Genomic DNA, 26,591 nt, shown 5'->3' with positions numbered 1-26,591 from the left:
GAAGCGTCAACACGGGGTCGCTCCATTCAGCCGAACAGCTGGCGCATGAGCGCGGCCAGTTCGCCATCGCCCAGGCCGGCGGCATCAAGATGGGTGAGGGCGGCCTCTCGATGGGTTGCCAGCTGCTGCTCTGCCGCCTGCTGGCCAAGCAGCGAGACCACGGTAGCCTTGGCCCGGTCCTGCTGGCAGTCCTTGCCGGTCTGTTCGGGCGTCAGGCCATCGGCGATATCGTCGAGCAGCTGAAACGCCAGGCCCAGTTCGTTGGCAAAGCCTTGCAGATAGCGTGTCCGCGTCCGCTCAGCCCCCGCGAGCAGGGCCGCAACTTCCAATGCGGCGGTGAACAGTGAGCCGGTTTTCAGCTGATTGGTGGCAATCACCGCATCGAGCTGCTGTGCTTCTTGTGCGTCATGCAGGTCGCGAAATTGCCCACTCACGAGGCCCTGCGCACCGACCGCTCGCGCCAGTGTGGCCACCGCGTCGTTGCGCTGCCTGGGGGTGAGCCTGGGCGCGGTGGCGGTTATGCCATAGGCATGGCTGAGCAGGGCCACTGAGGCGAGGACGGCGACATCCTCGCCGAAACGCAGATGAATGGTCGGCTGGCCGCGCCGCAGGCTGGCGTTGTCCATGCATGGCATGTCGTCGAGAAACAGCGAGGCGGCGTGGATCATCTCCAGCGCACAGGCCGGGTCCAGGCCGATATCGGGGTCAACGCCGAGATCTCCCAGCGCCAGCAGCAACAACAGTGGCCTGATTCGTTTGCCGGGAGCGAGGGTGCCTTCACGTAACGCCAGCGTGACCTTGTCCAGCTCCAACTCGGGTCGCGGCAGGCGCATGGCCAGGCGCTCGTCGACCTGTCGCCGCAGGCGCAGCAGGCTGTCGCATTGCGGAAGCGGGAGGGTGGAATTCTGCGTTTGCATGGCGGTGCCCTCGCTGGCGCCCCAGTTCGAGCACCAGGGTTGTGCAATGTTGTACAACGATTGGACGTTATGACAAAAACCTGTACAACTCGTTGCCATCGCATAGCACTTTTTTCAGGGCGTCACGTCCAAACAAGTCTTCCCGGAAGCCGATTTCCATGAGCAAACAATCGTTGGTCAACCGCAAAAACGATCATCTGGATATCGTCCTGGACCCGACGCGGGCAGCCGGTGCGACGGGTACCGGTTTCGGCGCATTTCGCTTTGAGCACTGCGCCCTGCCCGAGTTGCACCTTGATGAGATCGACCTGCATAGCGCGCTGTTCGGCCGCCAGCTGCGGGCGCCGCTGCTAATCAGCTCGATGACTGGCGGCGCCGCACGTTCTGCCGCGATCAATGCGCACCTGGCGGAAGCCGCGCAACACTTGGGTATCGCCATGGCTGTGGGTTCGCAGCGGGTTGCGCTTGAAACCGCGGGAGATCAGGGCCTGACCGGGCAGCTGCGCCAGCTGGCGCCGGACATCCTCCTGCTGGCCAACTTCGGTGCCGCGCAGCTGGTACGCGGCTACGGTGTGGACGAGGCGCGGCGCGCGGTCGAGATGATCGATGGCGATGCGCTGATCGTGCACCTGAACCCGCTGCAGGAGGCGGAGCAGCCGGGTGGCGACCGTGATTGGCGAGGCGTGCTGCGGGCGATCGAAGCGCTTGCCAGCCGCCTGGCTGCGCCTGTGGTGATCAAGGAAGTCGGTGCCGGCATATCCGCGACGGTGGCACGGCAGCTGGTCGACGCCGGTGTTGCCGCCATCGATGTCGCGGGGTCCGGCGGTACCAGCTGGGCCGCGGTGGAAGCCGAGCGCGCCAGCGATGTCAGTCAGCGCGCGATCGCCCAGGCCTTCGCCGATTGGGGCATCCCCACCGCGCACGCGCTGCAGGCCGTGCGCAAGGCCTGCCCGGAAACGCCGCTTATCGCTTCCGGTGGTATTCGCGACGGTGTGGCGGCGGCCAAGGCGATCTGCCTGGGCGCCGATCTGGTCGGGCAGGCAGCGGGCGTGCTGCAAGCCGCGATGCTGAGCAGTGAGGCGGTGGTCAAGCACTTCGAGGTGCTGATCGAGCAGCTGCGCATCGCCTGTTTCTGTACAGGTTCGGCTGGCCTGGCCGAGCTGCGGCAGGCGCGGCTGCTGCAAGTGCCCACTGCCTGATGCCGGGCGGAGCCGCCAGATGACTCATTTCGCGGCAATCGCGCCGCCCTTTCTCAGCCACCTGCGCGCGTTCGAAGCGGTCGTCTGGCAGCTGGTGCAGCGCGGTCATCGCGTCACCTTCGTTCAGCAGGCCGATGTCGCTGCGCTGTTGGAGCTGTCCGACGCCGGATTTACCGTCATCGGCGCCGATTCCCATCCGCCGGGTAGCCTGGCTGCGGTGGTCCGCCGCGCCACGCAACCGGGGCCGTTCGGCATTCGGCGGGTCATCGCCGACATGGCGGCGAGTACTGCACTGTTCTGTCGCGAGGCGCCGGACATGCTGCGTTCGCTGAAGGTCGACGCCGTGCTGGCCGATCAGATGGAGCCAGCGGGTGCGCTGGTGGCCGAGCATCTTGGCCTGCCGTTCGTATCCATCGCCTGCGCCTTGCCGTTCAATCGCGAGCCGCTGGTGCCCTTGCCGGTGATGCCTTGGCGCTACCGGGCGACTGACTGGGGCGAGCAGCTCAACCTGCACAGCAGTCGTGTCTACGACCGCCTGATGCGCCCCCACGCCGAGGTGATCCAGCACTACTGTCAGGCGTTCGGCCTGGCGCCGCGCTCGACCTTGAGCGAGTGCCTGTCGCCGCTGCTGCAGGTCAGCCAGACGGTGCCAGGCTTCGACTTTCCGCGCCGCCAGCTCCCGGCGAATTTTCATGCTGTCGGGCCGTTGCGGCGCCCGCTGGAAAACGAAGCCGAGCTGAACCTGCCAATCGATCCGACGCGGCCGTTCGTCTTCGCCTCGCTGGGCACCCTCCAGGGTCATCGCTACAGCTTGTTGCGCAATATCGCCCGCGCCTGCAAGCCGCTCGGCGTACAGCTGTTGATCGCACATTGCGGCGGGCTGAATGCCGCGCAATCGGCGCGGCTGCAGGGCGAGGGCGCGCATTGGGTCACCGACTTCGCGCCCCAGCGGGCGGCATTGGCCATGGCTGCGGCGGTCATCACCCACGCCGGGCTGAATACCGTGCTCGATGCCCTGGAGGCCGGTGTGCCGATGCTGGCGCTGCCGATTGCCTTCGATCAGCCGGGTGTCGCAGGGCGTATCGAACATGCCGGCGTCGGCCTGCGCCTGCAGCCGCAACTGGCGAGCCCGGCGCGGATCGGCCACGCATTGCAGCGGCTGTTGAACGAAGGCGAGTTTCGCCAGCGGGCGGCGCAACTGGGAGCAGAAGTGCGTGAGGCCGGTGGTGCGGTGCGTGCCGCCGAGCTGATCGAGGCTGCGCTCGGGACAGATGGACTACGACCGGAGGTGGCGAGTGGCGCTTGATGCGGACCTGATCCTGGTTGGCGGCGGGCTGGCCAACGGGCTCCTGGCCCTGCGCCTGCGTCAGCAGCGGCCCGATCTGCGCCTGCTGCTCGTCGAGCAGGGCGACACCCTGGGCGGCAATCACACCTGGTCCTTTCACCAGCACGATCTGACGCCGGCTCAGCACCGTTGGCTGGAGCCCATGGTGGGCAAGCGCTGGCCCGGCTATGAAGTGATCTTTCCCGACCTGCAGCGCCGGCTGGGCAGCGGTTACGCGAGCATCTTCTCGGAGCGCTTTCACCAGTACCTGATGCCAGAACTGAGCGATGGCGTGCGTTTGCGCACGACCGTCGCCAGCGTGGAGTCACAAAGGGTGCGTCTGGGCTCGGGGGACATCCTGCAGGCCGGCGCCGTGATCGATGGACGCGGCGTGCGGCGGACCGATCAGCTGGCGCTGGGCTTCCAGAAGTTTCTCGGCCAGGAGCTGCGTCTGCAGCAGCCCCATGGCCTGCAGGTGCCGATCATCATGGACGCCAGCGTCGCCCAGAAAGACGGCTATCGCTTCGTCTACGTGCTGCCGCTCAGCGTCGACAGCGTGCTGATCGAAGACACCTACTACGCCGACGGCGATGCGGTGGCGCCGGAGGCTCTGCGCGCCAATATCCAGCGCTACGCCGAGGGCCGCGGTTGGGCGATCCGCGAGGTGCTGCGCGAGGAGCAGGGCGTGCTGCCCATCGTGCTGTCCGGCGATATCGCGGCGTTCTGGGGCGAGGCGCGTGGCGTGCCGCAGAGCGGACTGTCGGCCGCGCTGTTCCACCCCACCACGGGCTATTCGCTGCCCGATGCGGTGCGCCTGGCCGACCACCTGGTCGCCCTCGATCGCTGGGATGCAGGCAGCCTGTTCGCCGCGATTCGCGACTATTCCACGCTGCAGTGGCGCCGGCGCGGCTTCTTCCGCCTGCTCAATCGCATGCTGTTCATGGCCGGCCCGGCGGATCGCCGCTGGGCGGTGATGCAGCGTTTCTACCGGCTGCGCGAACCGCTGATCCAGCGCTTCTATGCGGCCGAGCTGACTGCCTGGGACCGCTTGCGCATCGTCTCGGGCAAACCTCCCGTGCCGGTGGGCGAGGCGCTGCGGGCGCTGGCCGCCAGCAATCTGCACAAGGACAGACGATGAACCAGGCAACAGGCGGTGTGAGGCGGGCGGTGGTGATCGGTGCCGGTTTCGGCGGGCTGGCGTTGGCGATCCGCCTGCAGCGCGCCGGCGTCCAGACGACGCTGCTGGAGAAGCGCGACAAGCCGGGCGGCCGCGCCTACGTCTACCGCGACCAGGGCTTCACCTTCGACGCCGGGCCGACGGTGATCACTGATCCGCCGGCGCTGGAAGAACTCTTCAGCGGCGCCGGCAAGCGCATGGCCGACTACGTCGAGCTGCTGCCGGTCAGCCCCTTCTACCGGCTGTGCTGGGAGGACGGTTACAGCTTCGATTACGTCAACGATCAGGTCGAGCTGGACCGGCAGATTTATGCGCTCAACCCCCGTGACGTCGCCGGCTATCAGCGCTTTCTCGCCTATTCGCGCGCGGTGTATGAAGAGGGCTACGTCAAACTCGGCACCGTGCCCTTCCTGTCGTTCCGCAGCATGATTGGCGTCGCTCCGCAGCTGGCCAAGCTGCAGGCCTGGCGCAACGTGTACAGCATGGTGGCCAAGTTCGTGGAGAACGACCGGCTACGGCAGGCGCTGTCCTTTCACTCGCTGCTGGTCGGCGGCAACCCCTTCGAAACCTCGTCGATCTACGCGCTGATTCATGCGCTGGAGCGCCAGGGCGGCGTCTGGTTTCCGCGCGGCGGTACCGGTGCGCTGGTACAGGGGATGGTCCGGCTTTTCGAGGACCTGGGCGGCAAGCTGGAGCTGAACGCCGAGGTGGCGCGCATCGAGCTGACCGAAGGGCGGGCGAAGGCGGTGATCACGGGTGACGGTCGGCGCTTCGATACCGATGCGGTCGCCTCCAACGCCGATGTGGTCAACACCTACAAGCAGCTGCTCGGGCATGAGCAGCGTGGTCGCGATGAGGCCAAACGGCTCTCCGGCAAGCGTTTCTCGATGTCGCTGTTCGTCATCCATTTCGGCCTCAAGCGCCGCCATGAGCACCTGCAACACCACACGGTGTGTTTCGGCCCGCGCTATCGCGAGCTGATCGACGAGATATTCAAGCGCGAAACGCTGGCCGATGATTTCTCCCTCTACCTGCACGCGCCCTGCGTGACCGATCCGTCGCTGGCACCGGAGGGCTGTGCCAGCCACTACGTGCTGGCGCCGGTGCCACACCTGGGCACGGCAGATATCGATTGGGCGGTGGAGGGGCCAAAATACCGCGACCGCATTTTCGACTACCTCGAGCGGCACTATATTCCCGGTCTGCGCGGTGATCTGGTGACCCACCGCATCTTCACGCCGCACGATTTCCGCGACAAGCTCAACGCTCATCTCGGCTCGGCGTTTTCGCTGGAGCCGATCCTTACCCAGAGCGCCTGGTTCCGCCCGCACAACCGTGATGACGTGATTCCCAACCTCTATATCGTCGGCGCCGGTACCCATCCGGGCGCTGGAGTTCCGGGCGTCGTAGGTTCGGCCAAGGCCACTGCCGGGCTGATGCTGGAGGACTTCCTATTGAAGGAGCAGGCCGGATGAACGACAAGGTCGTCGATCACTCGACCCAGGCGATCAACGTCGGCTCCAAGAGCTTCGCGGCGGCGGCCAAGCTGTTCGACGAGCGCACCCGCCAGAGCGCCGTGATGCTCTACGCTTGGTGCCGTCACTGTGATGACGTGATCGACGGGCAGACGCTGGGGCATGGTCAGGTCGAGGGTGATCGATCGACTGGCGAGGCGCGGTTGGCCGAGCTGGTTGGCCTGACCGAACGCGCCTATGCCGGCGAGCCGATGAGCGATCCGGCTTTTGCGGCGTTCCAGCAGGTGATTCAGCGTCACCAGATCCCCAGTGAGTACCCGCTGGAGCATCTGGCCGGCTTTCGCATGGATGTACAGGATTACCAGTACCGGACCCTCGACGACACCTTGCTCTACTGCTACCGGGTTGCCGGCGTGGTGGGGCTGATGATGGCGCGGGTGATGGGCGCCGAAGCAGAGCCGACGCTGGATCGCGCCTGTGATCTGGGCTTGGCCTTTCAGCTGACCAATATCGCCCGCGATATCGTCGAGGATGCGCAGATCGGGCGCGTCTACCTGCCGGCCGAGTGGCTGGCCGAAGTGGGCATCCCTGAAGATGAGGTCGCGCTACCTGAGCATCGTGCGGCATTGGCCACGCTGGCAGCGCGACTGGTGGATCTGGCCGAACCCTACTATCAATCAGCATCTCAGGGCTTGCGGGACCTGCCGTTACGCTCGGCCTGGTCGATCGCCACGGCGCATGGCGTCTACCGGCAAATTGGCGTCGAGGTGAAGGCTCGGGGCGCGGCGGCATGGGATACGCGCGTCTCGACCAGCAAAGGGCAGAAGCTGCAGTTTCTGCTGGGGGGTGGTGTGCTGGCGCTGGCCTCGCGGCGGATGCAGGTCAGGCCGCGTCCTGTCGATCTCTGGAGACGTCCTCGCTAGATGCACTCTGGTGCTTGCGCAACGGCCCGTCGTGCAGCTCGCGCAGCTGGCGCTTGAGCACCGGCAGCGGCGGCGCGTAGAGGAAGCCGAAGGACACGCAGCGCTCCTTGCCTTCCACCGCATGGTGCATGCGGTGCGCCTGATACAGCCGCTTGAGATAACCGTTGCGCGGCACATAGCGCAGCGGCCAGCGATGATGGACCAGCCCGTCATGGGCGACGAAGTAGAGAAAGCCGTAGGCTGTCATCCCGGCGCCGATCCATTCCAGCGGGTGATAACCGGCCGTGCCGAGGGCGATCAGCAGGATCGCCACGCCAGCGAACACCACCGCATACAGGTCGTTCTTCTCGAACCAGCCGCTGCGTGGCTCGTGGTGCGACTTGTGCCAGCCCCAGCCCCAGCCGTGCATCACGTACTTGTGTGCCCACCAGGCAAAGACTTCCATGCCGGCCAGGGTGGCGAGGAAGACGAGCGTATTGGTCAGTGGGCTCATGGCGGCGTTCCGTGTGACGTGCGGTCGATTCTACGCTCCGTCACGGCGGCTCAGGGCTCGCCGCGACGGACTGCGTAATGACTCAGGCCCGCCAGCCGGCCGCAAGTTCACGGGTCAGCTGGCCGGCCGGGATCTCCCGGCAGCCGCTGACGTTCTGCCCGGCCCACAGCGGCGTGCAGTGATCCAGGCCCTGCTTCTCGGTCTGGGCGCGCAGCGCGCCGATGGCGTTGCCGGCCAGCGGGAAGGGCGGCACGCCTTCGGGTAGCGGGCCCAGTTCGCGCATGATGCGGTTGACGATGCCGCGCGCCGGGCGCCCGCTGAACAGGGTGGTCAGCGCGGTATGCGCTGCCTGCGGGCTCTTCAGCGCGGCGCGATGCAGCGCATTGGTACGGCTCTCCGGGCACAGCAGATAGGCCGAGCCCAGTTGCACGCCAGCGGCACCGAGGTTCTGCGCCGCGGCCACGCCCCCGGTGTCGGCGATGCCGCCGGCAGCGACCACCGGCACATCCAGCGCGGCGACCAGTTGTGGCAGCAGCGCGAAGGTGCCGAGCTGGGTGGTCAGGTCCTCGCTGAGAAAGATGCCGCGGTGACCGCCGGCTTCCAGGCCCTGGGCAATCACCAGGTCGACGTCGTGCTGCTGCAGCCAGAGGCCTTCGGCGACCGTTGTCGCGCTGGAGGCGATCTTCGCCCCGGTGGCCCGGGCGCGCTGCAACAGTTCGGGGCTAGGCAGGCCGAAGTGGAAGCTGACCAGCGCCGGCTTGTGCCGCTCCAGCACCTCGGCCATGGCCGCGTCGAACGGCTGGCGGGTGGCACCGGCGGGAATGCCTGCCGGGTCGATGTCGAATTCGGCGAAGAGCGGTGCCAGCATCCGGTGCCAGGCGTCGAAGGCCGTCGGGTCGGCGGCCGGCGTCTGGTGGCAGAAGAAATTGACGTTGTACGGTCGGTCGGTCAGCGCCTTGATGGCGGTCAGCTCGGCGTCCAGCGCCTCGGCATTGAGCATGCCGGCCGGGATCGAGCCCAGCCCGCCGGCCTCGCAGACAGCCGCGGCCAGCAGATGATTCTGCGCACCGGCCATGGGCGCCTGGATGATCGGGTGCTCGATGCCGAAAAGATCGCGCAGGTCCATGAGGTCAGCTCCGTTCAGTCGTCGTGGGGCGCCACTGTAGCCCGTGTCGGTGGCCGGGGAAAACGACGCCGGTCATGCCGGACCTGCGCGGCGCAAGGCGGACGGGTAAACTGCGCGGCTCTCGAGGAGGATCAGATGAACTACCGCCACGCCTTCCATGCCGGCAACCACGCCGATGTGCTCAAACACCTGGTGTTGAGCCGGATCTTCGCCCTGCTGTCGCGCAAGGAGGCGCCCTTCGCCTACCTCGACAGCCATGCCGGCGTCGGCCTCTACGATCTGGCCGGCGACCAGGCCAGCCGCACCGGCGAGTGGCTGCAGGGCATCGCCCGCATCTGGCAGGCTGAGGCGCACCCGGCGCTGCTCGATGACTACCTCGGCGTGATCCGCCAGCTCAACCCGGACGGGGCGCTGCGCTATTACCCCGGCTCGCCGGAGCTGGCGCGGCAACTGACCCGCGAGCAGGATCGTCTGCAGCTCAACGAAAAGCATCCCGAGGACGGCGCGCTGCTCAAGGACAACATGGCCGGCGACCGCCGCGTGGCCGTGCACCGAGGCGAGGGCTGGCATGTGCCGCGGGCCTTGATGCCGACGCAGGAAAAGCGCGTGGTACTGCTGATCGATCCGCCGTTCGAACAGGCCGACGAATTGAGCCGCTGCGTCACGGCAATGAAGGAAGCGCTGGGGCGCATGCGCCAGACCATCGGCGTGATCTGGTATCCGATCAAGGACGAGCGCCAGCTCAAGCGCTTCTATCAGGACCTGGCGCGCAGCGGGGCGCCCAAGTTGCTGCGTGCCGAACTGTTCGTCCACCCCGCCGACGACGCCAGCCGCCTGAGCGGTTCGGGTCTGGCCATCGTCAACCCGCCGTGGGGGCTGGAGAATGAGCTGCGTGAGCTGTTGCCGTGGCTGGCCGAGCAGCTGGCGCAGAGCCAGGGCAGCTGGCGGCTGGACTGGCTGATCGAGGAGGCCTGAGTCGCGGAGATCGCCACCCGGTGGACGTCCACACCGTGGATCGATAAAGCGCGATCCACCCTACGCAGACGCCGGGATTCGTAGGGTGGATGTCGCTTTTCACATCCACCGTCACGGGTCCGCAGCCACACCATGCGTCAGAACAACCTGAGCGGCTCTTCCTGCAGCGCCGATATCTGTTCGCGCAGGATCAGCACCTGGTCGCCCCAGTAACGCTCGCTGCCGAACCAGGGAAAGCTCATCGGAAAGGCCGGATCGTCCCAGCGGCGGGCGAGCCAGGCGCTGTAGTGCATCAGCCGCAGCGCGCGCAACGCCTCGATCAGCGGCAGCTCGCGCGGGGCGAAATCATGGAATTCGTTGTAGCCGTCGACCAGTTCGGCCAGCTGACCAAGACGTTCATGGCGCTTGCCGGCGAGCATCATCCACAGGTCCTGCACCGATGGGCCCATGCGGCAATCATCGAGGTCGACCAGATGAAAGGCATCGTCGCGGGCGAGGATGTTGCCCGGGTGGCAATCGCCATGCAGGCGGATCGGGGTGAAGTTGGTGCTGGCGAAGACGTCTTCGACCCGCTTGAGCAGATCGCGTGCCACCGACTCGTAGGCCGGCAGCAGGCTTTTGGGCACGAAGTCACCTTGCAGCAAGCTGTTCAGCGAGTCGTGGCCGAAATTCTGTACGCCCAGGGTTTCGCGATGCTCGAACGGCCGGTTTGCACCTATCGCATGCATCCGCCCCAACAGCTGGCCGAGGCGATAGAGCTGGTCGAGATTGCCTGGCTCCGGTGCGCGGCCTCCTCTACGTGGAAATAGCGCAAAACGGAAGCCCGCGTGCTCGAATAGTGTTGTGCCGTTGCGTTCCAGCGGCGCCACCACCGGCACCTCGCGCTCGACCAGTTCCAGGCTGAACTGGTGCTCCTCGAGAATCGCCTCGTTGCTCCAGCGACCGGGACGGTAGAACTTGGCGATCAGTGGTGTTTCGTCTTCGATGCCCACCTGATAGACGCGGTTCTCGTAGCTGTTGAGCGCCAGCACGCGGGCATCGCTGAGATAACCGATGCTTTCCACAGCGTCGAGGACCAAGTCCGGCGTGAGTGTATCGAAGGGATGAGACATGACCGGCTCCGCAGAATAGACCGATCAGTGTATTGCACCGGGGCTTTTAAACAACCGCGCGTCCGCCGCTATCAGTCGCCTGGCTTGGGCGTGCGTGCCAGGCAGTAGACGTCCACTCGAACCGCACCCGCACGCTTGAGCAGTCGCGCCAGCGCCTCGGCGGTCGCACCGGTGGTCAGCACGTCGTCGATCAGCGCCAGATGGCGGCCCTTGATGTCGTTGCCCGGCGCCAGGCAAAACGCCTGGCGCAGATTTCGCCGTCGCGTGGCGGCGTCCAGTTGCTGCTGCGGGGGCGTATCGACGACGCGTTCCAGCAGATGCTCGTCGACCGGCAGTTTCAGCGCGCCGCCCAGCCACTGGGCGAGCATCTGCGCCTGATTGAAGCCGCGTTGGCGCAGGCGTCGGCGGGCCAGCGGCACCGGCACGAGAAGATCAGGCTGCGGCAGCCCGTCGGTGAAGGCGTGCTGCAGATGCAGCCCCAGCCGCTCGCCAAGCAATCGCCCAAACGGCCAGCGCGCCTGATGCTTGAAACGGGTGATCAGCGCATCCACGGGAAAGGCGAAGCGCCAGGGCACCTCGACGTGGTCATAGCTTGGCGGCCTTTTCTGGCATTCGCCGCAGGCCAGCCCGTGTGTCGGCAGTGGCACGGCACAGGTTGCACACCGGCCATCGAGCCAGGGCAGTTCGGCTTCGCAAGGGCCGCACAGTGGGTGACCGTCGCAAGGTTCATCGCACAGCAGGCAGTGCTGTATATTAATTGACCAGTTGTAAACCATGATTCCTTTCCTGGTTGACAGCGTATCGAGCTTGGCTAAACATTCCGCATCCGTGCCAGGCCGCCGAGCCGCTATTAATTACAAGGAATGCCCATGAGCGCCACCTCCGCCTCCATTACGCGTCACGATTGGACCCTCGCCGAGGTCAAGGCGCTCTTCGAGCAACCCTTCAACGATCTGCTGTTCCAGGCGCAGACCGTGCACCGTCAGCACTTCGATGCCAACCGCGTGCAGGTGTCCACGCTGCTGTCGATCAAGACCGGCGCCTGCCCGGAAGACTGCAAGTACTGCCCGCAATCCGGCCATTACAACACCGGCCTGGACAAGGAAAAGCTGATGGAGGTGCAGAAGGTGCTGGAGGCGGCGGCCGAAGCCAAGGCCATCGGCTCGACGCGCTTCTGCATGGGCGCCGCCTGGAAGCACCCGTCTGCCAAGGACATGCCCTACGTGCTGAAGATGGTCGAAGGGGTCAAGGCCATGGGCCTGGAAACCTGCATGACCCTCGGTAAGCTCGATCAGGAGCAGACCAAGGCGCTGGCAGTAGCAGGCCTGGACTACTACAACCACAATCTTGATACCTCGCCGGAGTACTACGGCAACATCATCACCACCCGCACCTATGGCGAGCGTCTGGAGACGTTGAGCTACGTGCGCGAGGCGGGGATGAAGATCTGCTCCGGCGGAATTCTCGGCATGGGCGAGTCGCTGGACGATCGCGCCGGCCTGCTGATCCAGCTGGCCAACCTGCCTGAGCACCCGGAATCGGTGCCGATCAACATGCTGGTCAAGGTCAAGGGCACCCCGTTGGCCGAAGAGCAGGACGTCGACCCGTTCGACTTCATCCGCATGCTAGCCGTAGCGCGGATCATGATGCCGAAATCCCATGTGCGGCTGTCCGCCGGACGCGAGCAGATGAACGAGCAGATGCAGGCCTTGGCCTTCTTCGCTGGTGCCAACTCGATCTTCTACGGCGAGAAGCTGCTGACCACCGCCAATCCGCAGGCGGACAAGGACATGCAGCTGTTCGCGCGTCTGGGCATCAAGCCGGAAGAGCGCCACGAGCATGCCGACGAAGTACACCAGGCGGCCATCGAGCAGGCGCTGATCGAACAGCGCGACAGCAAGCTGTTCTACAACGCCGCGGTCTGATGATCGGGTCCGGTGGATGAGTGCGGCATCGGTTGCACGCGTCCGCCGCTGGCCTGGCCAACCCATTTGCAGGCTGGATGACCCGCGCGTGGTCAACCACCTCCTCTCGGTGCACCCATGAGCTTCGATCTCTCCGCCCGTCTCGCCGAGCGCCGCGCGGCCCATCTCTATCGTCAACGTCCGCTGCTGGAAGCGCCGCAGCAGCCGGAGGTGATGGTCGATGGCGACCGCCTGCTGGCGTTCTGTTCCAACGACTATCTGGGCCTCGCCAATCATCCCGAGGTGATTGACGCCATGCAGCAGGGCGCTGCGAAGTGGGGTGTGGGCGGCGGCGCCTCGCATCTGGTGATCGGCCACAGCATGCCGCATCACCAGCTCGAGGAAGCCCTTGCCGAATTCACCGGCCGACCACGGGCGCTGCTTTTTTCCACCGGTTATATGGCGAATCTGGCTGCGGTGACGGCGTTGGTCGGGCAGGGCGATACGGTGCTGCAGGATCGCCTCAATCACGCCTCCCTGCTCGACGCCGGTTTGCTCTCCGGCGCGCGCTTCTCGCGCTACCTGCACAACGATGCCGAAAGCCTCGCCAAGCGCCTGGAGAAAGCCAGCGGCAATACTCTGGTGGTGACCGATGGCGTATTCAGCATGGACGGCGATCTCGCAGAACTGCCGGCGATTTGTGCCACGGCGAAGCAGCGTGGCGCCTGGGTGATGGTCGACGATGCCCATGGCTTCGGTCCGCTGGGCGCGACGGGCGCCGGCATCGTCGAGCATTTCGGTCTGGGCATGGATGACGTTCCGGTACTGGTCGGTACGCTGGGCAAGGCGTTTGGCACCGCAGGCGCCTTTGTCGCCGGTAGCGAGGCGCTGATCGAAACGCTGATCCAGTTCGCGCGACCGTACATCTACACCACCAGCCAGCCGCCTGCGGTGGCCTGTGCCACACTCAAAAGCCTGGAGCTGCTGCGCAGCGAAGGCTGGCGCCGAGCGCATCTGAACCGGTTGGTCGCGCGTTTCCGCGAGGGCGCGCAGCAGATCGGACTGACGCTGATGGACAGTCCGACGCCGATCCAGCCGGTGCTGGTGGGCAGCAGCGAACGGGCGTTAAGGCTGTCGGCATTGCTGCGCGAACGCGGCATCCTGGTCGGCGCCATTCGCCCGCCGACCGTTCCGGCCGGCAGCGCACGGTTGCGGATCACCTTCACCGCAAGCCACAGCGATGCGCAGCTCGAGCGCCTGTTGGAGGCGCTGGCCGAGTGCTGGGCCTTGTTGCCCAAGGAGAGCGACGATGCGTGATCGACTGATTCTTCTGCCAGGCTGGGCGTTCGGCCCGGCTGCTCTGGAGCCCCTGGCCGAGCTGTTGCGTGATCGTGAGCCGCGGCTGCAGGTCGACATTGTCCCGCTGCCGGCGCTGGAACGACCAGATGCCTGGCTCGACGAGCTGGATGCACGGCTGCCCGTCGACAGCTGGATAGCGGGCTGGTCCCTGGGCGGAATGCTGGCCACGCAGCTGGCAGCACGCCGTGGCGACAACTGCCCTGGCCTGATCACCATCTGTAGCAACCCCTGCTTCCGCAGCCGTGACGACTGGCCGACGGCGATGCCTGCCGAAGTGTTCGATGCCTTCGAGGAGGCCTTCCTCCTCGGGCCGGATGACACGCTCAAGCGCTTCAGCCTGCTGTGCAGTCGCAGTGCCTACGATCCGCGCACGCTGGCGCGGCAACTGCAGGTTAGCCTGCTCGAGCAGCCGCAGGCGGTGTCGGCCGCGGGTCTGCGCCTGCTCGCCGAGCTGGACGGCCGCGAGGCGCTGCAAGGTTATGTGGGGCCACAGCTGCATCTGTTCGCCGATGGTGATGCGCTGGTGCCGTCTTCAGCGGCAGATGCGCTGCTGGCCTGTCTGCCGGATGTGGAAGTCGATGTGCTGGCCAATGCCAGCCACGGCCTGCCGCTGGAGCGTGCCGACGACGTGGCGACGGCAATGCTGGCGTTTATGGGTGATGGCGAGGATGACTGAAGCATCGCTCAGCGAGCGTTCGCCGGCGCAGTTGCCTGATAAGCGCCAGGTCGCGGCATCGTTTTCCCGTGCTGCGGGCAGTTACGACAGCGTCGCCGCGCTGCAGCGACAGGTCGGCAATCAATTGCTGGCCCGACTGCCCTCCACTCGGCAACCCGGCCGCTGGCTCGATCTCGGCAGCGGCACCGGCTACTTCTCCCGCGTCCTGGCTGCGGCCTTTCCGGAGGCCGATGGCCTGGCACTGGATATCGCCGAGGGCATGCTGCGCCATGCACGGCCGCAGGGCGGCGCACGGCATTTCGTCACCGGTGACGCCGAGCGGCTGCCGCTGCGTGATGGCACTGTCGACCTGATCTATTCGAGCCTGGCCCTGCAGTGGTGCGAGGATTTCGCCAGCGTGCTGAGCGAAGTGCGGCGGGTGCTGCGTCCGGGCGGCATCTTTGCCTTCACCAGTCTGTGCAGCGGTACCCTGCAGGAGCTGCGGGACAGCTGGCAGGCGGTGGACGGCTTCGCTCACGTCAACCGCTTCCGCTCGCGGGAGGCCTACCAGACGCTGTGTAGGGGCTGCGGTCTTGGATTGGCGAGTCTCGAAGTGCGCCCGGAAGTGCTGCATTTCCCCGATCTGCGCCAGCTGACCCATGAGCTCAAGGCGCTGGGGGCGCACAACCTGAATCCGGGTCGCCCGGATGGACTGACCGGGCGTGCACGCATCCGCGCGCTGGTCGAGGCCTACGAAGGATTCCGCCGTCCCGAGGGGCTTCCGGCGACCTACCAGGTGATCTACGGCATTCTGCACAAGGAGCCATGATGCATCGCGCTTTCTTCATTGCCGGCACCGATACCGATGTTGGCAAGACCACTATCGCCGCGGGCCTGCTGTATGCAGCGCGCCTGGCGGGGTTGTCCACCGCGGCGGTGAAGCCGGTCGCCTCAGGCTGCGAAAGGACCGAGCAGGGTTTACGTAACAGCGATGCGCTGGCCCTGCTGGCCGAATGCAGCCTTGCGCTGGACTATGCGACGGTCAATCCGTTCGCGTTCGAGCCGGCCATTGCCCCGCATATAGCCGCCCGCGAAGCGGGTGTCGAACTGACCGCCGCTCGTCTGATCGAGGCCGTGCAACCGGTAATGGCCCGGCAGGCCGGCGTCACTCTGGTCGAGGGCGCGGGAGGCTGGCGAGTCCCGCTGAATGCGCGTGAGCATCTGTCGGCATTGCCCGCGGCGCTGGGTTTACCGGTCATTCTCGTAGTAGGGGTGCGCTTGGGTTGTATCAACCATGCGCTGCTCAGTGCTGAAGCGATCGCCCGCGACGGGCTGGCGCTGGCTGGCTGGGTGGCGAATATCATCGACCCTGCCACGTCGCGGCTGGATGACAACCTCGCCACGCTCGCTGAGCTGCTACCGGCACCCTGCCTTGGCCAGGTGCCTCGCCTCGCTGCGCCAACGGCGCGTCAGGTCGCGCGCTACCTGACGTTGCCCGCGTTGCAGCCGGTGTGAGCGGACGCGCATTGCGGCGACTCGCGCCTTGCGGTACGTGTCGGCATCTGCTTGAATGCTGGCAACCTGATAGCGCGTGGAGTCACCATGCAAATCACCAATAACCTTCTGGGCGCGGGCCTCAGTGCCTACCAGGGCGGTCAGCAGCGCGTCGAGCAGGCCGCTTCTTCCATCGCCTCCGCCAACGCGCCAGTGCTGGGCAACTCCCAGGCGGTCACCGAAATCGCCGAAATCACCGAGCAGCTCATCCAGTTGAAGGTCGGTGAACACAGTGCCAAGGCAGGTGCCCGTATGATCCAGAGCGCTGACGAAGTCCTCGGCACGCTGATCGATACCCAGGCCTGATCGCGTCCTCCGGCGCTCATCGATTCTCCTTGCTGATTCGAGTCGTCATTCATGCGCTCGGCCAGCTTCGCTTTTCTCCTTCCTGCATCTTCGTTCCTGCCAGTCAGCTCGGCAGGCGCCGGGCTTGCTGCGTCTTTGCAACATCAGAGTTCCTATTCCCGAATTTCGCCAGGCGTGGCCTTCGCTCGACCTGAATTTGGCTGATTCAGCCGATAAGTGGTGCCCTGTTCCGCGCTTGACATCGCTCAGGTCGAAACGTATGTTTCAAACGCCTGTTTGACCCTTCGGGCTGGTAGTCCGACGGTCGAAATCGAATTCAGATGGCTGGGTCGCCCGGTCAGCTTGTTACAAGAACTCACCGCTGAGGTTTACGCTATGCCCGACTACAAGGCCCCCTTGCGCGATATCCGTTTCGTACGTGACGAGCTGCTCGGCTACGAAGCGCACTATCAGAGCCTTCCGGGATGTGAAGACGCCACCCCGGACATGGTCAACGCGATTCTCGATGAGGGCGCGAAGTTCTGTGAGCAGGTACTCGCTCCGCTGAATCGCGTCGGCGACATCGAAGGCTGCACCTGGAGCGAGTCGGGCGTGAAGACGCCGACCGGTTTCAAGGAAGCTTATGAGCAGTACGTGGCAGGCGGCTGGCCGAGCCTGGCCCATGACGTCGACCACGGCGGTCAGGGTCTGCCCGAGTCCCTCGGTCTGGCGATCAGCGAAATGATCGGTCAGGCCAACTGGTCCTGGGGCATGTACCCCGGCCTGTCTCATGGCTGCATGAACACCATCGCTACCCACGGTACCGACGATCAGAAGCACACCTATCTGAGCAAGCTTGTGTCCGGCCAGTGGACCGGCACCATGTGCCTGACCGAGCCGCACTGCGGTACCGATCTGGGCATGTTGCGCACCAAGGCGGAGCCCCAGGCCGACGGCAGCTACAAGCTGAACGGCACCAAGATCTTCATCTCCTCCGGTGAACACGACATGGCCGAGAACATCGTCCATATTGTTCTGGCTCGCCTGCCCGATGCTCCGGCTGGCACCAAGGGCATCTCTCTGTTCATCGTGCCCAAGTTCCTGCCCAACGCCGAAGGCGAGAAGGGCGAGCGCAACGGTGTGAACTGCGGATCGCTTGAACACAAGATGGGCATCCACGGCAACGCGACCTGCGTCATGAACTTCGACGGCGCCACCGGCTTTCTGATCGGTCCGCCGAACAAGGGCCTGAACGCGATGTTCACCTTTATGAACACCGCACGTCTGGGTACCGCACTGCAGGGTCTGGCACATGCCGAGATCGGTTTCCAGGGCGGCATCAAGTACGCTCGTGAGCGCCTGCAGATGCGTGCGCTGAGCGGCCCCAAGGCGCCGGAAAAGCCAGCCGACCCGATCATTGTGCATCCGGACGTGCGTCGCATGCTGTTGACCATGAAGGCGTTCGCCGAGGGCAACCGCGCGATGGTCTACTTCACCGCCAAGCAGGTCGACATCGTCAAGAACAGCCAGGATGAAGAGCAGAAGAAGCAGGCCGACACGCTGCTGGCCTTCCTCACGCCGATCGCCAAGGCGTTCATGACCGAAGTAGGCTTCGAAGCTGCCAACCACGGCGTGCAGATCTACGGTGGTCACGGCTTCATCGCCGAGTGGGGCATGGAGCAGAACGTGCGTGACGCGCGTATCTCCATGCTGTACGAGGGCACCACCGGTATCCAGGCGCTGGATCTGTTGGGCCGCAAGGTGCTGATGACCCAGGGCGAGGCGCTGAAGTCCTTCACCAAGATCGTGCACAAGTTCTGCCAGAACCAGGAAGGCAACGAAGCCATCAAGGAGTTCGTTACCCCCCTGAATCAGCTGAACAAGGAGTGGGGCGAGCTGACCATGAAGATCGGCATGGCCGCCATGAAGGATCGTGAAATGGTCGGTGCGGCGTCGGTCGACTACTGCATGTATTCCGGCTACGCCTGTCTCGCCTATTTCTGGGCTGACATGGCTCGGGTTGCTGCCGAGAAACTGGCTGAGGGCACCTCCGAGGAGGCGTTCTACAAGGCCAAGCTGCAGACCGCGCGATTCTACTTCCAGCGCATCCTGCCGCGTACCCGCATGCATGTCGACGCCATGCTGTCCGGTGCCGACAACCTGATGCAGATGGCTGAGGAAGACTTCGCTCTCGGTTACTGACGGGTTGAGGTTGTAAAGAAAAGCCGCTGCTTTGCAGCGGCTTTTTTGTGCCCAATCCAGACGTTGTATTGCTTTTGCCGCATCTTCGCCGGTATTTCGGCTGCACAACGGGTAGCAAGAAGGCAAAATGCTAGCTTTTCTCGGCAGCATGCCGGAGTTGCCGTGTCGCGTACCGTCCCGCCTCGCTTCAGCCATTTTCTCGCGCCATTGGCCCTGTTGCTCGGCGGAGAGGTCATCGCGCGTCAGGTTTCGCTGAACGAGTTCTTCACGTCGCTCTATAACGTCCTGCCGACCGTACTGCTGTTGCTCGGCGGTGCGCTTTGCATGATGTACGGCCGCATCCGCGAGCTGTTTCTGCTGCTCTGCGTCTATCTTGCCTATTTCCTCCTCGATATCCACGCCGATCACTACCGGGCGCATGGCACTCTGCTGGACGATGCTGCACTGACCTTTCATCTCTGCAGCTTGCTGCTGCCGCTGCTTTACGGCCTGTATGGCGTGTGGCGAGAGCGCAGTCACCTGGCGCAGGACGGCCTGGCCCGTGCCGCCGTGCTGTTTGCCGTCGGCGTCGTCGCCGTGGCGCTGGCAAAGCGGTTTCCGGAAGCGTTACATGCCTGGCTGGTGGTGATTCGCTGGCCCGCGCTCAAGGCCGACTGGCTACCGCTCATCCAGCTGGCGTATCCGGTGTTCCTCGTGGCGCTGGTATTGCTGATCGTCCAGTACCTTCGCCAGCCGCGACCTTCCCATGCGGCGCAGATCATCGCGCTGCTCGGCATTCTGCTGATGCTGCCGCAGACGTTCAGCCGCTATGCCGCCCTCAACATTCTGAGCAGCCATGTGCTGCTGATGCTGGTGACGGCAATCGCTCATGAGGCTTATCTCATGGCCTTTCGTGACGAGCTGACCGGCTTGCCTGGGCGTCGCGCTCTGAATGAGCGACTGCAGCGCCTGGGGCGGCAGTACGTGCTGGCGATGGCTGACGTGGACCACTTCAAGCGCTTCAACGATACCTATGGTCACGACGTCGGTGATCAGGTGCTGAAGATGGTTGCCAGCCGGCTGCGCAAGATCGGCGGCGGTGGGCGCGCCTATCGTTATGGCGGTGAGGAATTCACTTTGGTATTTCCTGGGCACAGTATCGAGGAGTGCCTGCCGCACCTCGATGCGGTACGCCAGTCGGTGGAGGCTTATGCCCTGCAGCTGCGTGACGCAGACAATCGGCCGAAGGATGATCGTCGCGGCCGTATGGCCCGGGGAGCGGCGTCGGCGAACCAGGTCTCGGTGACCATCAGCATCGGAGTGGCGGAGCGACAAGGCGAGCAGCGCAGTCCGGAAGAGGTGATCAAGGCCGCCGACCAAGCGCTGTACAGTGCAAAAAAAGCAGGAAGAAACTGTTTGCGAGCGCATGGCAGTGGCCGCGGCGCGGTGCGCATGGCCGAGCATTCGCGTTAGGGTTGCATCGGTATTGATAGTGACTGGTCAAAACTATCTGGTCATAAAAAGACGCTTAATCCTGTCCTGGTTATTCGGTTAGACTCGCTGGAAACGGCCCATAGTGGCCGCAACCCAGTGTCTTGCGAGGAACCTTGCCATGGCTGACTACCAAGCGCCGCTGCGCGACATGCGTTTTGTCCTGAATGAAGTCTTCGACGCGCCGAAACTCTGGCAGTCGCTGCCAGCGCTGGCCGAGGTGGTCGATGCCGAGACGGCCGATGCAATTCTCGAGGAAGCTGGCAAGATCACCGCCAACAGCATCGCGCCGCTCAACCGCAGCGGTGACGAAGAAGGCTGCCGCTGGGACGCCGGGGCGGTTTCTACGCCCGCCGGCTACCGCGAGGCTTATCAGCTATACGCCGAAGGCGGCTGGGTCGGTGTCGGTGGCGATCCGGCGTTCGGCGGGATGGGTATGCCCAAGGTCATCTCGGCTCAGGTTGAGGAGATGATGAACTCCGCCAGCCTGGCCTTCGGCCTCTATCCGATGCTGACGTCCGGCGCCTGCCTGTCGATCTACGCCCACGCCAGCGAGGAGCTCAAGCAGAAGTACCTGCCGAACATGTATGCCGGTGTCTGGTCCGGCTCCATGTGTCTGACCGAACCTCATGCCGGTACCGACCTGGGCATCATCCGCACCAAGGCCGAGCCGCAGGCAGACGGCTCCTACAAGATCAGCGGCACCAAGATATTCATCACCGGCGGCGAGCATGACCTGACCGAGAACATCATCCACCTGGTGCTGGCCAAGCTGCCGGATGCGCCAGCTGGCTCCCGCGGCATCTCGTTGTTCTTGGTGCCGAAGGTGATGGTCAACGAGGACGGTACCCTAGGTGAGCGCAACTCGCTGTCCTGCGGTTCCATCGAGCACAAGATGGGTATCCAGGCCTCGGCGACCTGCGTGATGAACTTCGACGGTGCCACCGGCTGGATGGTCGGCGAGCCGAACAAGGGCCTCGCAGCGATGTTCACCATGATGAACTACGAGCGTCTGGGCGTCGGTATTCAGGGCCTGTCGACTGGCGAGCGCTCCTATCAGAGCGCCATCGAGTATGCCCGCGAGCGTATCCAGAGCCGCGCACCGACCGGGCCGGTTGCGCAGGACAAGGCAGCCGATCCGATCATCGTGCATCCGGATGTACGCCGCATGCTGCTGACCATGAAGGCGCTGAACGAGGGTGGTCGCGCGTTCTCCAGTTATGTCGCGCTGCAGCTCGATATCGCCAAGTTCAGTGACGATGACGAGGCGCGACTGCGAGCCGAGGCGCAGGTGGCGCTGCTGACACCGGTAGCCAAGGCCTTCCTCACTGACATGGGGCTGGAAACCACGGTACATGGGCAGCAGATTTTCGGCGGCCATGGCTTCATCCGCGAGTGGGGCCAGGAGCAGCTGGTGCGTGACTGCCGCATTACTCAGATCTACGAGGGCACCAACGGCATTCAAGCGCTGGACCTGGTTGGGCGCAAGATCGTCGGCAGTGGTGGCACCATGTATCAGGCCTTCGTCGATGAAATTCGTGCATTCATCGCTGATGCCGCTCCAGAGCTGGCGGAGTTCACCGAGCCCCTCAAGGCTGCCATGGACAATCTGGATGAGCTGACCGCCTGGGTCATCGATCAGGCCAAGGTGAATCCGAACGAAATCGGCGCCGCCTCGGTGGAGTACCTGCACGTGTTCGGCTACACCGCTTATGCGTACATGTGGGCACGCATGGCGGCGACGGCATTCGCCAAACAGGATGAAGGCGACTTCTACCAGAGCAAGCTGGGAACCGCGCGTTTCTACTTTGCTCGCCTGTTGCCGCGAATTCATTCGCTGAGTGCTTCGGTCAAGGCCGGAAGCGAGTCGCTGTACCTGCTCGACGCTGCTCAATTCTGAGAAGCCGCGGCTTAATCTAAAGGCAATATGAAATTATTTGGCCATGACGCGGAACGATTAAGCCGCCCTTCAGGTCATAAAAACCGCACCATGTAAGCCTGGACTTACAGCATTGCATCAAGGATGACGCGATGTAGGAAAAGGCTTACAAGGCGTGATGCACAATGGCTACTACAGGCTCACAAGGTCTGACGGTAATCTACTGCTTAAGGACGTGGCGCATGGAAAGCGCAAATCAATAAAACGGACCACACAGGGAGCGGCGCCAGGATGGCGCGCGATCATGGATGTCAGGATTCAGTCTGCAGAGCCCCGCTTCGGCGGGGTTTTTCTTTTCTGCTTAGTTCTTATGCCAGCAGTCAGCCATTCAGGCGGCCTTGCGACCGCTTAGGCTTAGCCCGACTTCCCTCGGCATCAATTCGGCAGGCACACACCGGTCCCACCAAGCCCGCAATATCCCCCAGGATTCTTTGCCAGATACTGCTGGTGATAGGCCTCTGCGTAGTAGAACGACGGTGCATCGTCTATCTCGGTGGTGATGGCCGGAAAGCCCGCTGCGCTTAGTTGCCGCTGGAAACGTTCACGGCTTGCCTCTGCCTCGCGGCGCTGCTGTGCATCCATGCAGTAGATCGCCGAACGGTACTGGCTGCCGACATCGTTACCCTGCCGCATCCCCTGGGTCGGGTTGTGTGCCTCCCAGAAAACGCGTAGCAGCGTGCCGTAGTCGATCTGCTGAGGATCGAAGACCACCAGTACCGCCTCCGTATGCCCGGTAAGCCCGGAACAGACTTCATCGTACGTCGGGTTCGGGGTCAGGCCTCCGGCATAGCCGACAGCCGTCGTCCAGACTCCCGGCTGCTCCCAAAACCGGCGTTCCGCTCCCCAGAAGCAGCCCATGCCAAACACCGCCTGGCAAAGCCCTGCTGGAAAGGGTGGCTGCAGCGGGTTGCCATTGACGTAGTGGGCGGGGGGGACCGGTATGGGTGTCGAGCGGCCGGGCAAGGCCTGCTCGGCGGTGGGCAGTGCCTGTTTGTTGATCAGAATCTGCGAGCGTAGCGACATGCGAGCCTCGAGCGGGGAAGGTGGCTGACGAGCTAGGCTACAAAAGCCCGGGAGTCAGTGAAAGCGCCACGGCTACCACGCGTCGCAGAGTTCTGCGCAAACGACTGGCGCTCAGCACCATTGGGGATAGCGGCGCAGAGCCTCGGTCAGGATGTTGCCGGGGATCGGCTTGTCGAACAGGTAGCCCTGACCGATATCACAGCGATGACGACGCAGGAATTTCAGCTGCTCCGGTGTTTCGATTCCTTCAGCGACGACCTTCAGGTGCAGCTTGCGGGCCATGGCGATCACTGCCGAGGTGATCTCCACGTCGTCCTGGTTGCCGGGGATGTCCTTGATAAAGCTGCGATCGATCTTGATCACGTCGATGGGGAATTTCTTCAGGTAGCTCAGCGAGGAATACCCCGTGCCGAAGTCGTCCATGGCCAGCGTCAGGCCGAGCGCCTTGAGGCCGATCAGCTGCTGTCGGGTTTCCTCGGTGGCTTCGAGCAGGAGGCTTTCTGTCAGCTCCAGCTCCAGCTGCGCGGCGGGAAGTTGCTCTTCGAGCAGAATTGCGGCGATCGTGCCAAGCAGATCCGGATCCGAGAACTGCTTGGGTGAAAGGTTGATTGCGATCTGGGGTGTGCCAAGGCCTAGCGCGGAAAGGGTGACGCCCATCCGGCAAGCTTCCCGCGCGACCCACTTGCCGATCGGGATGATCAGCCCGGTTTCTTCCGCGACGCTGATGAACTGATCCGGGCGGATCATGCCCTTTTCCGGATGGTTCCAGCGCAGCAGCGCTTCCAGCCCCTGCAGCCGGCCGGTATGCAGGCATAGCTTGGGCTGGTAGAACACCTCCAACTCGTTCTGCAGCAGCGCACGGCGCAGGTTGTTCTCGACGAACAGCTTGTAGTTGGCTTCGGCATGCAGGGCTTCGGTAAATATCTGCACCTGGTTCTTGCCGTTCGCCTTGGCCTTGTGCAGCGCTTGCCCGGCATGCTTCATCAGCGTTTCCGGGTCACGCCCGTGCTGAGGCGAGCACGCCAGCCCCAGTGACCCGCTGACGCTGATCAGCTGCTTGTCGACGAATAGCGGCTTATCGAGGATGCGCAGCACCTGGTCTGCCAGGCGGACGCCTTCATCCAGTCCCTTGTCATCGAACAGCAGGGCGAACTCGTTGCTGGCAAAGCGTGCCAGTACGGCCTGCTGGCTGAGTCCGTTGCGCAGTCGGCGGGCAAGGCTGGTGAGCAGCTTGTCGCCGGTCTGGTGGCCGAGGCTGTCGTTGATGCGCTTGAAGTTGTCGATGTCCACCAGCAACAGGCAGAGCCTGGGCTCGGCCCCGGCGGCAAAGCGCTCCTCGATGCTGCGAATGAAGTACGGGCGATTGCCCAGGTTGGTCAGGTTGTCGGTATAGGCCAGGCGCTCGATATGCTGATGCGCCAGTTTGCTGCGGGTGATGTCCTCGTAGATGCCGATGTAGTGGGTCAGCGCGCCGTCTTCATTGAAGACCTTGGAGATGGAAAGCTGACCCCAGTACGGCTCGAGGTTCTTGCGTCGGGAGCGGAACTCGCCCTGCCAGCTGTTGCTGTGGGCAAGTACCGAAGAGGTGTCGAACAGTAGCTCGCCGAGGTTTTCCAGAGCCTTCAGTTCGGCCAGACGCTGACCGCGTACCTCGGCTGAGGAAAACTGGCTGATGACGGTGAATGCCGGATTCACATATTCCACCCGGCCTTCTCGGTCGACCAGGATGAAGGCGCTGGCGCTCTGTTCCACGGCGCGCTGGAACAGGCCGAGCATATGGGTTGCGCTGAGCCGCTGCTGATTGGCCAGCACCTGCGCATACTGATCGGCCAGCTCGCCGGCGAAGGCGATCTCGTCGGCCTGCCATGCGCGCGGTTTGCCTGTGTGTTGCAGGCTGAGAACGCCGATTACCTCCCCACCGACTCGAATGCTGGCGTCCAGGATCGAGCGAACGCCCTGCGGGCGATAGATAAGCTGGTCAAGTTCGCAGGTGCGGTGATCCTGGGACACGTCCTGCGCATCGACGGCGCGACCGCTCTGCAGCGCCTGCAAGTAGCGGGGAAAGGGTGCGAGTTCCAGGGCTGAGGGCGTTTCGTAATGGTCGCTGTCGAGTCGGTAGCACGACACTGGCTCCAGGCGCGTGCCGTCCAGATGCCAGATTGTCGCGCGGTTCAGCTCGTAGACTTCGCAGGCGGCCTGGGTGATCAGCTGTGCCGCTTCCAGTTCCGGATTGGCGGAGCCGTAGCGATGCCGAGCCAGCCTGACGATCAGGCTCTGCTGGGTGCGCGAGCGCAGCATGTGCTCGATGTGTTCGTCCTGGGCTTGCTGATGTTGCTGCAGCGCCGTGCGCAGTCGGGCGTTCTGCGCCCTGAGATCCTGATCCGATTCAGGCTGGCGTCCGGGCATCAGATAGCCCCTGAGCAGCTCGCGACCATACTGCTGGCAAACTTCGCCGAGTTCGGTGATGTCTTGCACGCCGTCAGGCGTGTGCAGTCGATAGCTGACTGAATAGTGGCTGCGGCCTGTCAGCTGTTGCTGAATCTCTTCGTGTAGCTGGTGACGGACGCTGGGCTCCATCAGGCTGGCGTAGGGGGCGTCGACCAGGGAGCAAAGGTCGCCGGCGGAAACACCGAGATAACGCTCGCAAGCGGGGTCGAGAAACAGCAGTGTCCAGCTGGACTCGTTCAAGCGCTCGAAACGCAGCATGCCGAGCCGTGAAGGCACTGGCAACTGCGTCACAACCTCGGTCGCCAGACGGCTGGCGGCATCGGTATGTATTTTCATCGAGCGGTTGGCTTCCAGTATGCTCCACGGAGTTGGGCTGGCCTGTGCTCCAGGCGCCGTTCCAGCGAAGGACGATGGCTAAATAATATTAATTTCGGCAAGGGTGCATCATGCGACAGGGACTGACAAGTCGGCTTGCAAAGTTAGTGATGGTCTCGGTTCTCTGCGTGATCGGAACACCTCTGATCGCGAGTGAAGTGGTGGAGTTCGGCTCGGATGAGTCGGTTCGCTATCTCACTGAATTGAAAAAGCTTTATCTCACCAGCAGCGATCGCGAAGCGCTGCTCGCGCATAGTAACGGATTGCTCGATACCTACGCATTGCGAGCGGGTTATCAGGTTGGTCAGGCCAATCCGCAGGACTTTCTCTACGAGCTGAGCGTGGCCACTCCTGGCGAGTTGCGCATACGCGAGGAAGTCCGCAGCAGCAGCGGCGGTGTTGCCGTGCGCAACCGCAGTCTGTCGGTATTCGGGCTTGATCCCTACCTGCAATATCAGTGTCCTGCGCAAGGGTTCAGTTGTTCGATCAGCAGCCCCATCGACGGCCTGCCCTTGCTGGTCATTCTGCGCGACCCGCAGGGTGCCGAAGAGCTGGCCAAGGCGCTGTCTTTTCTGATTCGTAATCTGCAGAAGGGTTGACGCAGCAGTTGGTGCGCGTGATCCCTGCACAATAGAAAACGCCGCATCCTCTTCAGA

Annotated in this window: 23 protein-coding genes; 16 read left to right on the top strand and 7 right to left on the bottom strand. The window is 64.0% G+C overall.

Annotated features, from left to right (window positions below):
• Window positions 1-26 precede the first annotated feature (26 nt).
• On the bottom strand, window positions 27-917 hold the full coding sequence (locus tag LO50_RS01550; RefSeq protein WP_044313901.1) for a polyprenyl synthetase family protein: 891 nt from the start codon (window positions 915-917) through the stop codon (window positions 27-29).
• Between the two features lie 158 nt (window positions 918-1,075).
• Here LO50_RS01550 and fni point away from each other — a divergent pair, with 158 nt between their 5' ends.
• Genes fni through crtB form a run of 5 tightly spaced genes read left to right on the top strand, consistent with a single transcriptional unit; the run spans window position 1,076 to window position 7,015 of the window.
• The gene (gene fni, locus LO50_RS01545) at window positions 1,076-2,116 is read left to right on the top strand and encodes a type 2 isopentenyl-diphosphate Delta-isomerase (protein ID WP_044313877.1); all 1,041 of its coding nucleotides are present in this window, start codon (window positions 1,076-1,078) and stop codon (window positions 2,114-2,116) included.
• Between the two features lie 19 nt (window positions 2,117-2,135).
• On the top strand, window positions 2,136-3,422 hold the full coding sequence (locus LO50_RS01540) for a glycosyltransferase (protein WP_044313876.1): 1,287 nt from the start codon (window positions 2,136-2,138) through the stop codon (window positions 3,420-3,422).
• A complete protein-coding gene (gene crtY, locus LO50_RS01535; RefSeq protein ID WP_152623945.1) occupies window positions 3,412-4,578 on the top strand; it encodes a lycopene beta-cyclase CrtY in 1,167 nt (388 codons plus the stop codon). Before LO50_RS01540 ends, crtY begins: the two co-directional genes overlap by 11 nt.
• Complete coding sequence (locus LO50_RS01530; protein ID WP_044313874.1) at window positions 4,575-6,092, top strand: phytoene desaturase; 1,518 nt, start codon at window positions 4,575-4,577, stop codon at window positions 6,090-6,092. Before crtY ends, LO50_RS01530 begins: the two co-directional genes overlap by 4 nt.
• Window positions 6,089-7,015 (top strand): 15-cis-phytoene synthase CrtB, encoded by a 927-nt coding sequence (crtB, locus tag LO50_RS01525; RefSeq protein ID WP_044313873.1) that lies wholly within the window; start codon window positions 6,089-6,091, stop codon window positions 7,013-7,015. Before LO50_RS01530 ends, crtB begins: the two co-directional genes overlap by 4 nt.
• Here the strand turns inward: crtB and LO50_RS01520 are convergent.
• Entirely contained in the window at window positions 6,975-7,508 is a 534-nt protein-coding gene (locus LO50_RS01520; RefSeq protein WP_044313872.1) for a sterol desaturase family protein, read from the bottom strand. The genes crtB and LO50_RS01520 overlap by 41 nt on opposite strands.
• An 82-nt stretch (window positions 7,509-7,590) precedes the next feature.
• Entirely contained in the window at window positions 7,591-8,634 is a 1,044-nt protein-coding gene (locus LO50_RS01515) for an NAD(P)H-dependent flavin oxidoreductase (RefSeq protein WP_044313871.1), read from the bottom strand.
• A gap of 135 nt (window positions 8,635-8,769) precedes the next feature.
• Between LO50_RS01515 and LO50_RS01510 the strand changes: the two genes are divergently transcribed.
• Window positions 8,770-9,609, top strand: coding sequence for a 23S rRNA (adenine(2030)-N(6))-methyltransferase RlmJ (locus LO50_RS01510; RefSeq protein WP_044313870.1), 840 nt, complete (start codon window positions 8,770-8,772; stop codon window positions 9,607-9,609).
• Window positions 9,610-9,746: 137 nt separating this feature from the next.
• On the opposite strand, the gene LO50_RS01505 is transcribed toward LO50_RS01510, so the two are convergent.
• On the bottom strand, window positions 9,747-10,721 hold the full coding sequence (locus LO50_RS01505; protein ID WP_044313869.1) for a serine/threonine protein kinase: 975 nt from the start codon (window positions 10,719-10,721) through the stop codon (window positions 9,747-9,749).
• Between the two features lie 71 nt (window positions 10,722-10,792).
• Entirely contained in the window at window positions 10,793-11,497 is a 705-nt protein-coding gene (locus tag LO50_RS01500; RefSeq protein ID WP_044313868.1) for a ComFC family protein, read from the bottom strand.
• A gap of 93 nt (window positions 11,498-11,590) precedes the next feature.
• On the opposite strand from LO50_RS01500, the gene bioB reads away from it, so the two are divergent.
• From bioB to LO50_RS01455, 9 genes are all read left to right on the top strand, one after another.
• Complete coding sequence (gene bioB, locus LO50_RS01495) at window positions 11,591-12,646, top strand: biotin synthase BioB (RefSeq protein ID WP_044313867.1); 1,056 nt, start codon at window positions 11,591-11,593, stop codon at window positions 12,644-12,646.
• A gap of 117 nt (window positions 12,647-12,763) precedes the next feature.
• Complete coding sequence (gene bioF, locus LO50_RS01490) at window positions 12,764-13,942, top strand: 8-amino-7-oxononanoate synthase (protein ID WP_044313866.1); 1,179 nt, start codon at window positions 12,764-12,766, stop codon at window positions 13,940-13,942.
• Complete coding sequence (locus tag LO50_RS01485) at window positions 13,935-14,660, top strand: alpha/beta fold hydrolase (RefSeq protein WP_044313865.1); 726 nt, start codon at window positions 13,935-13,937, stop codon at window positions 14,658-14,660. Before bioF ends, LO50_RS01485 begins: the two co-directional genes overlap by 8 nt.
• Window positions 14,653-15,468: a malonyl-ACP O-methyltransferase BioC gene (bioC, locus tag LO50_RS01480; RefSeq protein WP_044313864.1), complete on the top strand. Its 816-nt coding sequence runs from the start codon at window positions 14,653-14,655 to the stop codon at window positions 15,466-15,468. Before LO50_RS01485 ends, bioC begins: the two co-directional genes overlap by 8 nt.
• On the top strand, window positions 15,468-16,154 hold the full coding sequence (gene bioD / locus LO50_RS01475; RefSeq protein WP_044313863.1) for a dethiobiotin synthase: 687 nt from the start codon (window positions 15,468-15,470) through the stop codon (window positions 16,152-16,154). Before bioC ends, bioD begins: the two co-directional genes overlap by 1 nt.
• Window positions 16,155-16,241: 87 nt before the next feature.
• Window positions 16,242-16,499 (top strand): hypothetical protein, encoded by a 258-nt coding sequence (locus LO50_RS01470; protein WP_044313862.1) that lies wholly within the window; start codon window positions 16,242-16,244, stop codon window positions 16,497-16,499.
• Between the two features lie 375 nt (window positions 16,500-16,874).
• Window positions 16,875-18,680 carry a phenylacyl-CoA dehydrogenase gene (locus LO50_RS01465; protein WP_023445082.1) on the top strand — a complete coding sequence of 602 codons (1,806 nt, stop codon included), beginning with the start codon at window positions 16,875-16,877 and terminating at the stop codon, window positions 18,678-18,680.
• A 162-nt stretch (window positions 18,681-18,842) separates the two neighbouring features.
• On the top strand, window positions 18,843-20,132 hold the full coding sequence (locus LO50_RS01460; RefSeq protein ID WP_044313861.1) for a GGDEF domain-containing protein: 1,290 nt from the start codon (window positions 18,843-18,845) through the stop codon (window positions 20,130-20,132).
• Window positions 20,133-20,271: 139 nt separating this feature from the next.
• Window positions 20,272-22,050 (top strand): acyl-CoA dehydrogenase C-terminal domain-containing protein, encoded by a 1,779-nt coding sequence (locus LO50_RS01455; protein ID WP_044313860.1) that lies wholly within the window; start codon window positions 20,272-20,274, stop codon window positions 22,048-22,050.
• 414 nt (window positions 22,051-22,464) lie between these two features.
• Here the strand turns inward: LO50_RS01455 and msrA are convergent, their stop codons facing one another.
• Together msrA and LO50_RS01445 are read right to left on the bottom strand one after the other, a co-directional pair.
• The gene (gene msrA / locus LO50_RS01450) at window positions 22,465-23,112 is read right to left on the bottom strand and encodes a peptide-methionine (S)-S-oxide reductase MsrA (protein WP_044313859.1); all 648 of its coding nucleotides are present in this window, start codon (window positions 23,110-23,112) and stop codon (window positions 22,465-22,467) included.
• Between the two features lie 111 nt (window positions 23,113-23,223).
• Window positions 23,224-25,896 (bottom strand): bifunctional diguanylate cyclase/phosphodiesterase, encoded by a 2,673-nt coding sequence (locus tag LO50_RS01445; RefSeq protein WP_044313858.1) that lies wholly within the window; start codon window positions 25,894-25,896, stop codon window positions 23,224-23,226.
• A 149-nt stretch (window positions 25,897-26,045) separates the two neighbouring features.
• Here LO50_RS01445 and LO50_RS01440 point away from each other — a divergent pair, with 149 nt between their 5' ends.
• A complete protein-coding gene (locus tag LO50_RS01440; protein ID WP_044313857.1) occupies window positions 26,046-26,534 on the top strand; it encodes a hypothetical protein in 489 nt (162 codons plus the stop codon).
• Window positions 26,535-26,591: the final 57 nt, after the last annotated feature.

It is taken from the genome of Stutzerimonas stutzeri (assembly GCF_000935215.1).
GTDB lineage: Bacteria > Pseudomonadota > Gammaproteobacteria > Pseudomonadales > Pseudomonadaceae > Stutzerimonas.
This window is presented reverse-complemented; position numbering and strand designations above follow the sequence as displayed.